General features: G+C 67.7%; 7 protein-coding genes and 1 pseudogene. 6 read left to right on the forward strand and 2 right to left on the reverse strand.

Annotated elements, in window-relative coordinates:
- Positions 1-173 precede the first annotated feature (173 nt).
- Together P3H15_RS16955 and P3H15_RS16960 are read right to left on the reverse strand one after the other, a co-directional pair.
- Positions 174-959, reverse strand: coding sequence for an IclR family transcriptional regulator (locus P3H15_RS16955; protein WP_276138309.1), 786 nt, complete (start codon positions 957-959; stop codon positions 174-176).
- Positions 960-1,055: 96 nt separating this feature from the next.
- Positions 1,056-2,237 (reverse strand): CdaR family transcriptional regulator, encoded by a 1,182-nt coding sequence (locus tag P3H15_RS16960; protein WP_276138310.1) that lies wholly within the window; start codon positions 2,235-2,237, stop codon positions 1,056-1,058.
- Positions 2,238-2,413: 176 nt separating this feature from the next.
- Between P3H15_RS16960 and P3H15_RS16965 the strand changes: the two genes are divergently transcribed.
- From P3H15_RS16965 to P3H15_RS16995, 6 genes and pseudogenes are all read left to right on the forward strand, one after another.
- On the forward strand, positions 2,414-2,671 hold the full coding sequence (locus tag P3H15_RS16965) for a DUF3311 domain-containing protein (RefSeq protein ID WP_276138311.1): 258 nt from the start codon (positions 2,414-2,416) through the stop codon (positions 2,669-2,671).
- On the forward strand, positions 2,668-4,158 hold the full coding sequence (locus P3H15_RS16970) for a sodium:solute symporter (protein WP_276138312.1): 1,491 nt from the start codon (positions 2,668-2,670) through the stop codon (positions 4,156-4,158). Before P3H15_RS16965 ends, P3H15_RS16970 begins: the two co-directional genes overlap by 4 nt.
- A complete protein-coding gene (locus P3H15_RS16975) occupies positions 4,159-5,775 on the forward strand; it encodes an amidohydrolase (RefSeq protein WP_276138313.1) in 1,617 nt (538 codons plus the stop codon).
- Positions 5,776-6,028: 253 nt separating this feature from the next.
- Positions 6,029-6,266, forward strand: a pseudogene (locus P3H15_RS16985) (histone-like nucleoid-structuring protein Lsr2); the annotation flags it as partial.
- Positions 6,267-6,378: 112 nt separating this feature from the next.
- Positions 6,379-6,561: a hypothetical protein gene (locus P3H15_RS16990; RefSeq protein WP_276138314.1), complete on the forward strand. Its 183-nt coding sequence runs from the start codon at positions 6,379-6,381 to the stop codon at positions 6,559-6,561.
- 7 nt (positions 6,562-6,568) lie between these two features.
- Positions 6,569-7,009, forward strand: coding sequence for a hypothetical protein (locus tag P3H15_RS16995; RefSeq protein WP_276138315.1), 441 nt, complete (start codon positions 6,569-6,571; stop codon positions 7,007-7,009).
- Positions 7,010-7,416 lie beyond the last annotated feature (407 nt).

Below are 7,416 nucleotides of genomic sequence, written 5' to 3' on the forward strand. Positions count from 1 at the left end.
CCTTCGCTGTCACAATGTAGGGATAGTCCCCACACTGTGAACCGACGATAGGCCAGCAACGCGGATATGTGAAGTGCCTCACAAGAAGAATTCGAGGGATCCAGCGCAGAGCGGATCGCGACGCCGGGGAACGGCGGCCGCGACGAACACCCGTGCCGTGTGAGGGCCTCGGGTCAGTGAGACATCGCCCGGTTGACCGGGACGAACTGGGATACTTCCTTCGCCGCCTGGACAATGCGGTCCCCGAGCGTCCGTACCCTCGACTTGGGCATACGGACGGTGGGGACCTGAATCACCAGCGCCGCCTGCGCGCACCCGTCGGCGTCCAGGATGGGTGCGCCGACGCAACGCACACCCTCGACATTTTCCTGCTCGTCGATGCTGTACCCGCGGACCCGGATCTCCCGGAGTTGCTCCGACAGTTCACGGGGAGTGCTCAAGCTGTGCGGAGTGACCTTGGCGAGCGTGGCCGGAAGCGACTCGATGTACGTCTCGGCGTGTGGCGAGAACGCCAGGATCGCCTTGCCCGACGCCGTCGTGTACAGGGGAAACCGGGCGCCCGTGTGCTGCTCGAACCGTAGCGGGAGCATCGACTGCACCCGCATCATCACCACCGATTCCGACCCCTGGCGGATGGAAAGGTTCACCGATTCCTGGGTCTCGGCATTGAGCTGCTCCAGGATGGGTAGCGCCTTGTCCATGCCGAACCCGCGCTGTGCGGCCTGGCCGAGCAGGACCGTTCCGCTGCCGAGGTAGTAGCTGTCGGACATCGGATTCCGCGCTACGAGACCCTCGGCGATCAGGGCTCGGATGAGCCTGTTGGCCGTGCCGGACGACAGCTGGAGTTCCGCCGCGATGGCACTGCCGGTGAGCTCGTCGGGCGACGATGCGAGCAATTTGAGCACGGCCAACGCGCGTCCGACGGATTGCGTGCCCGCAGGCAGTTCTTCGCTCACCACGCAATCCCATCCTCGTCCGACCTGCCGGCGAGTCGATGTTACCCGCTCCGTCGATGATCGAGGCCCGATCCCGTCGCAGTTCGGGCTGGTAGACCGCTATTCCCCCGCGGTGTCGGGGGTCGTGTCGGGCGAATCACGTTGGAACAGTTTGAGACTCAACACCGAGCGCTGCAGGCCGTCGAGGGTCCGGGGATCCCAGCCGGTCAGTTGTTGCCAGCGGTCGAGCCGGTAGGTGATGGAGTTCGCGTGGAGGTGGATGTCCCGGCCTGCCGCGCTGATGGAGAAGCCGTTGCGGGCGAATGCCGACACCGCCTCGACGAGATGCGGGTGGTCGGCGGCGACGGTGGCCCCCGGCTCCAGCAGCGTGGTGAGTTCGGCGCGATGGTCTGCCAGCGTCGCGGCGACCCATTCGTCGGCGAATCGGACCACGGCGCCGGTGGGGGACGCCAGTTGCAGGACCCGCCGCGCGTCGGTGATGCTCATCGCCGCACCGGCCAGGCCGGGGCGGTCCAATCCGACACCGACGGTGGTGCCCGGGTGACCGAGCCGGACCTCGCGGATGATGTCGTCGACCGGTGCGTGCTGGCTCAGGGCGACGATGACGGCGGCGTGCCCACTGCACTGGGTCGTTCCCGGGATCGCGTCCAGGGTGCGTTGCAGCCGCTCGAGCTGCGCTTCCGACCACTCCTCGGCCGCGACGCACACCGCTCGAAATCCGTCTTGCGGTGTGAACCCGAGCGCCTCCGCCAGTTCGCGCACGTCACGGTCGTCGCCGTCGCGGGATCTCGCGAGTGCCTCGAAGAACCGGTACCGCACGCCCGCGCGGATGGCCTGTTCGCTCCGGGTCGCGTCGGTGTGTCCGACGGCGACCGCGCTGGTGGCGGTGTGGACGAGATCCCACATCATGCCGCCCGCACGCAACAGGTCGGTGGTCGGTTCGGCGGCTCTGGCGACCATCGTGTTCCACAGTTCACGGGACGCGATGTGGTACGTCTCGATGACATCGGACAGGGGTAGTCCCTGCATGGCTCGGCGGCGGCCGAGCTGACGTGAACGCTCGAGGACGTCGTCGGCGAGGGATTCGCTCTCGGCGAGCGCGCGCAGCGTCGTCGCGAGCTGCCGGGCGATGTAGTCGTGCTGTTCGTCGATCGGAACGGCAGCGTACGACTGCAACTCGGCGCGAATCTGACGCACCGATCGGTCGGTTACCGACTCGATCTCCTCCGAGACCTGCCGGCACAACCGCTGGATCGTGTCTTCACCCGCGGACTCGGGCACATTCTCCTCACATTCCGCACTCCCGTGAAATTCACGAACCGCTTCGGCGTTTTCCGGGATTCGCCCATGGCCCGCGGGGAGTGACTCGGACCACACTAATGCGAGAGTGCATGTCGACCGGCACCGGACCACACCGCGTCGCCGGTCGACGTCGTCAGAATAGGAGCCCAACAATCATGTCCAACGAGGCAAAAAGCGCCTTACTCGCGATAGGTGTCCCGTTCGCCGGGGTTCTGGGCGGCATCGTGGTCCTGTCCGGTTCCACGGCCGCGGTCTTCGGAGTTCCGATTCTGTTCGCGTGGTTGTTCCTGTGGATGCCACTCACCTCGCTGTGCCTCCATCTCGCCTGGAAGCTGTTCGACCGCACAGACTTCGAAGCTGCCGAACGTGCCGAATCCGCCGCAGCGGGTAGTGGGATCGGAGAGCAGTCATGACCGCGGCGTTCTTCACGCTCGTGCTGATCCTCGCCCTCGGGGCGGGTGTGCTGTCGCGGCGCGGCAGCAAGAAGGAGATCTCCGACTATCTGGTGGGCGGCCGGTCGTTCGGGCCGCTGCTGGTCTTCATCCTGGGGGCCGGTGAGGCGTACAGCATCGGCACCCTGATCGGGTTCCCCGGCGGCGTGTACGCGCACGGCGCGAGCTACGGCGTCTGGTTCATCGGCTACATCCTGCTGGCCTACCCGATCGGGTACTTCTTCGCGCCATACCTGTGGCGGGCGGGCAAGCGGTACGGCGCGATGACGTTACCCGACGTCGCCGGACGCCACTTCCGTTCGCGGGGACTGGAATTGACGATCGCCATTGCGTCGGTCGTCTTCCTCATCCCGTGGGGGCAGCTTCAGCTCGCCGGGCTGCAGATCGCGCTGACCGGGCTGGGGATCTCCATCGACCCCACCGTCGCGGTGTTCGCGGGAGCGGCACTTGCGCTGCTGTTCCTCATGTTGTCCGGGGTGCGCGCACCCGCGTTCGTGTCCTACGTCAAGGACACCGCCCTGTTGCTCGGCGCCGTCCTGATCGGGCTGGCGGCAATCGTGCAGACCGGCGGCACCGAGAAGCTGTTCGCCGCGGCGGAATCCAGTGGCGGCACGGCCTCGCATTCCACGGTCACCGGGTCGTCGCTGACGTTCGTCCTGACGACCATCGTGTTCCAATCGCTCGGGTTCTTCATCTTCCCGATCGTCGTGCAGGCCGTGCTCGCGGCGAAATCCGAGGCGACGATCAAGCGGGTCGCCAAGTTCAACCCGCTGTACATGCTGATGTACCCGTTCCTCGTCGCCGCCGCATTCGGCGCGATCACGCTGCTGCCGACCAAGCTCGAGGGAACAGAATCCGACCAGGTGCTCCTGCGGCTGTCGCGGCAGGTGCTGCCCGACTGGCTGACCGGTGTCGTCGCCGGCGGCGCGGCCCTCTGCGCGATCGTGGTGCTGTGCGGGGCGGCCCTCGGCATCGGTGCGATCGTGTCGCGCAACATCATTCCCGGGATCCCCGAATCCCGCCAGCGGATCTGGGTGCGCGGAGTCGTCGTGGCGTATCTCGCGATCTCGCTCCTGCTCACCCTCGCGACGCCTCAGCTCCTGCTGACCCTGGTCAACACCGCGTACTACGGCGTCACACAGGCCGCCGTGGTGTTCGCGACGATGGTCTTCGGCTGGAAACTGCGCCCCTCCGCTCTCGCCATGGGCGTGGTGCTCGGCGACGTCGTCGTGCTGTGGCTGTATCTCGACAAGCACGGTCCCGTGTCCGTGTGGCTCGCCCAGCACGGTGTGAACCTCGGCGCGGCAGCCCTGGTCCTCAACATCCTGTTCGTGGTGGCGACGCGGTTGTTCTGGCCGGCCACCGACCCCGTCCGCGGCCTTCGCACCGAAGGTCGTACACCCGCCGCCGTGGAATCCACGGCCACTCCCAGTCAAGTAGGTGCCTGAATGTCCCGAACACTGCTCACCGCCGATGCGATCCACACCCAGGACCCGTCGTCGCCGACCGTCGAAGCGCTGGTCATAGACGGTGACCGCGTGCTCGCCACCGGCACCGGCAAGGACATGGCCGACTGTGCCGGGATCGGCGCCCGCCGCGTCGACCTACCCGGCGCCACGGTGATCCCAGGGCTCATCGAGTCGCACATCCACCCCACCTACGCCGGTCTGACCGACGGCTGGGCGGACTGCCGGACGCCACCGTGCCGGTCGATCGCCGACATTCAGCAGGCGCTGCGTGCCTCGGCCGGCGGCAGCGGCTGGATCCGCGGGTGGGGTTACGACGACACCCAGATCGCCGAGGGACGGCACCCGACCCGGAAGGACCTCGACGCGGTCAGCACCGACCGGCCGGTCATCGTGCTGCACATCTGCGGGCACTTCGCCGTCGCCAACACCGCCGCACTCGCGGCGGCGGGCATCGACGAGTCCACGGTGTCGGCGGACGACCCGCTCTTCCCCCGCGGGGACGACGGCCGGCTGACCGGGATGGCGTGGGAAATCGATGCGGTGTCGAGGCTCACCGCGGCGGTTCCCGCGCTGACCGAGCAGGAGGTCAACGGTGCCCTGCTCCGTAGTCTGCAGTCGGCGCGTGCACGGGGAATCACCACCATCCACGATCTCGGGGTGGGTCTGTCGGCGGGCGAGCAGGAACTGGCCGCCTACCGCTCACTGGACGCATCGGGTGAGCTACCGGTGCACGTCGTCGGGTTCCTCCGCGGCGACCTCGCGCTCCAGGCCCTCGACGACCGACGGGTCACGTTCGAGCACGCACCCGCGGCCGGATCGCACTTCCGGCTGGCGGGCGCGAAATTCTGGGCCGACGGATCGATCCAGGGACTGTCCGCCGCACTCCGCGCCCCGTACGCCTGCGACCCGGCTCATCACGGCGACCTGCTCTATCCGCAGGAACAACTCGACGAGATGATCCTGCGGGTGCACCGCGCGGGTGGCCAAGTTGCCGTGCACGCCAACGGCGACGCGGCCGTCGGCGCCGCGATCACGTCGCTGCGGCGGGCGCAGGCCACCGACGGCCGGATGGGACGGCACCGCATCGAACACTGCCAGGTGAGCGCACCGAGCGACCTCGCCGCGATCCGGGAAGCCGAACTCGGGGTGAGCTTCTTCGTCAACCACGTCTTCTACTGGGGCGATCGCCACCGCGACCGCTTCCTCGGCGCCCAGCGCGCCGCCGACATGGATCCCCTCGCCTGCGCCGACGAACTGGGTCTGCGGTTCGGGTTGCATTCGGACTGCCCGATCACGCCGATGGACCCGCTGGCGACCATCCGCACCGCGGTCACCAGGATGACGCGGGGCGGCACGGTGCTCGGCGGGAACCAGCGGATCGGAGTGGATCGCGCGATCCGGGCCATGACCGTCGACAGCGCGTACCTGGTCCACGACGAGACTCGCGTCGGCACCCTGGCGGCCGGCCGCCGCGCGGACCTGGTGGCGCTCGACGGCAGTCTCGGCGACCTCGGCGACGGTACCGTCGACACACCCCGTCCGGCAATGGTGATGATCGACGGCGAATCGGCGGACATGCACCCAGCCCGGGTGTAAGTGCCTCAGCTGCAATGGAACTCGGTCGGTGGCCGTCACGGGTCGGCGCGTGCGGCGGGTGCGGATTCGCCGAGCGTGACCCGGATGGCGGTGATCCGCGATGCGGGCTGTTTCGGGCGGAATCGGCGCAGCTCGGCCACCTGCCCGCGCTCGCGGTCCCGGGAAGGTGGGTGAAGGCGGGGTAGTGGCTGCCTCTGAGGTCGGCCGGGGGCGGCTCCCCGGTCGCGGCGAAGCGTTGTTGCTCATAGAACTGCTGAGGGACGAGCACGCGAAAGAACTCCGTGAGACCCTTCGAGTACTACATCGCGCACTCCACCCGGGTCGGCGGCCGCAAGCATCGCGCCGACCGGCCGGGCAACGCGACTGCCGGGGCGCGGCCGCGGGGCGAGACGCAGAAGATCCGCGCCTGGGTGCTCGAGCAGGGATACGAACTCTCCACCCGCGGACGTATCCCCGCCGAGGTCGAACTGGCGTTCCACGCCGCCGACTGACGGGTTTCGCCCGGCCCACCGAACCGGCAGCGGCGATGGCGGGCTGGTAGACAGACCAGGTGAGGTGGAACGATCCGAGCAGGAGGCCCCGATGCCGCGACCGTCGACATGGTTGAGCACGACCGTGGCCACCCTCGGTGGAGAACTGACACGAATCGGGCTGACCGTCCCCACCGACCAACTCGAGGCCCTGCTCACCGACCGAGTCGCTGCCGTAGCGGAGCGAATGCACATCACCGAACGCACCGCCCGGCAGTACTTCGACCAGGACACACTGCACGCCCTCGCCCAATGAAATGGCCTTGAGCATCAAAGAAGAGGCACCCGGTGCCGACCTGCTGACCCTGCCCCGCACCATCGCGATGCCCCTGATAACCCTCGGTGCGACGATCGCCGCCCTCGTCAAGGCCACCGCTCCCGCCGGTGCCGACAAGGACCCTGACCAGTCGGCACAAGCGATGGCACTGATCTCCATCATCGGCGTAATGACCAGAGACCATGACGGTGACCTCCCCACCGTCTGGGTGCCCGAACCGCTTCTCATGCGAGCGGCGCGGCTCATCGAAAACACCGCCGACCTCGTACAGCAGGGCTGCCCGCTACCACCGGACGTCGCCGAAGACGTCCGACCCCACCTACAGAAGACACTCCGCGAAGACGCCGCCCGACTTCGGGCGCTGATCCCCGACACCGACCGAGGGTCCGGCTCCGGCCTGTGGGTGGTTCTCGACGATCCGTCGTGACTCTCGCGAGCGCGATCGTGCCCACTGAGGAGTGGGACCATCCACGAAGCCCAGCCGCGTGAACGCAGTCGCGGACTTCTCGCCCGAAGGGAGATTGGGAAGGACGGTGTCGTTCATCTGGTGGGGGATAGCTGGAGCATGTGGTCCCCTCTTCCGCCGGTAGTCACCGCCTGGCTGGTTCGTACGGTGGAGCAGCTGTGGGAGTTGGGGATCCTCGGGTAAGGAACATCTCGTACGTGCAGAACTCGGCACTTCCTCGGCTCGGGGCGGCAGGACGGCGATGTCGGTGGTCACCGACATCGCCGTCCGCACCCCCGGTGTGGTCTCCTTCGCCCTGCACTACGGCCTGGTTGTGAAGACTCCGGTGCGATATACCAAGAATTGGTACCATGGGGTCATGGGTAAGA

Origin of the sequence: Rhodococcus sp. T2V, assembly GCF_029269925.1 — a bacterium.
GTDB lineage: Bacteria > Actinomycetota > Actinomycetes > Mycobacteriales > Mycobacteriaceae > Rhodococcus_F > Rhodococcus_F koreensis.

Excerpts from the sequence above, each read along its gene's own strand:
- P3H15_RS16965 (WP_276138311.1), top strand. The coding sequence starts at position 2,414 with ATGTCCAACGAGGCAAAAAGCGCCTTACTCGCGATAGGTGTCCCGTTC.
- P3H15_RS16970 (WP_276138312.1), top strand. The coding sequence starts at position 2,668 with ATGACCGCGGCGTTCTTCACGCTCGTGCTGATCCTCGCCCTCGGGGCG.
- P3H15_RS16975 (WP_276138313.1), top strand. The coding sequence starts at position 4,159 with ATGTCCCGAACACTGCTCACCGCCGATGCGATCCACACCCAGGACCCG.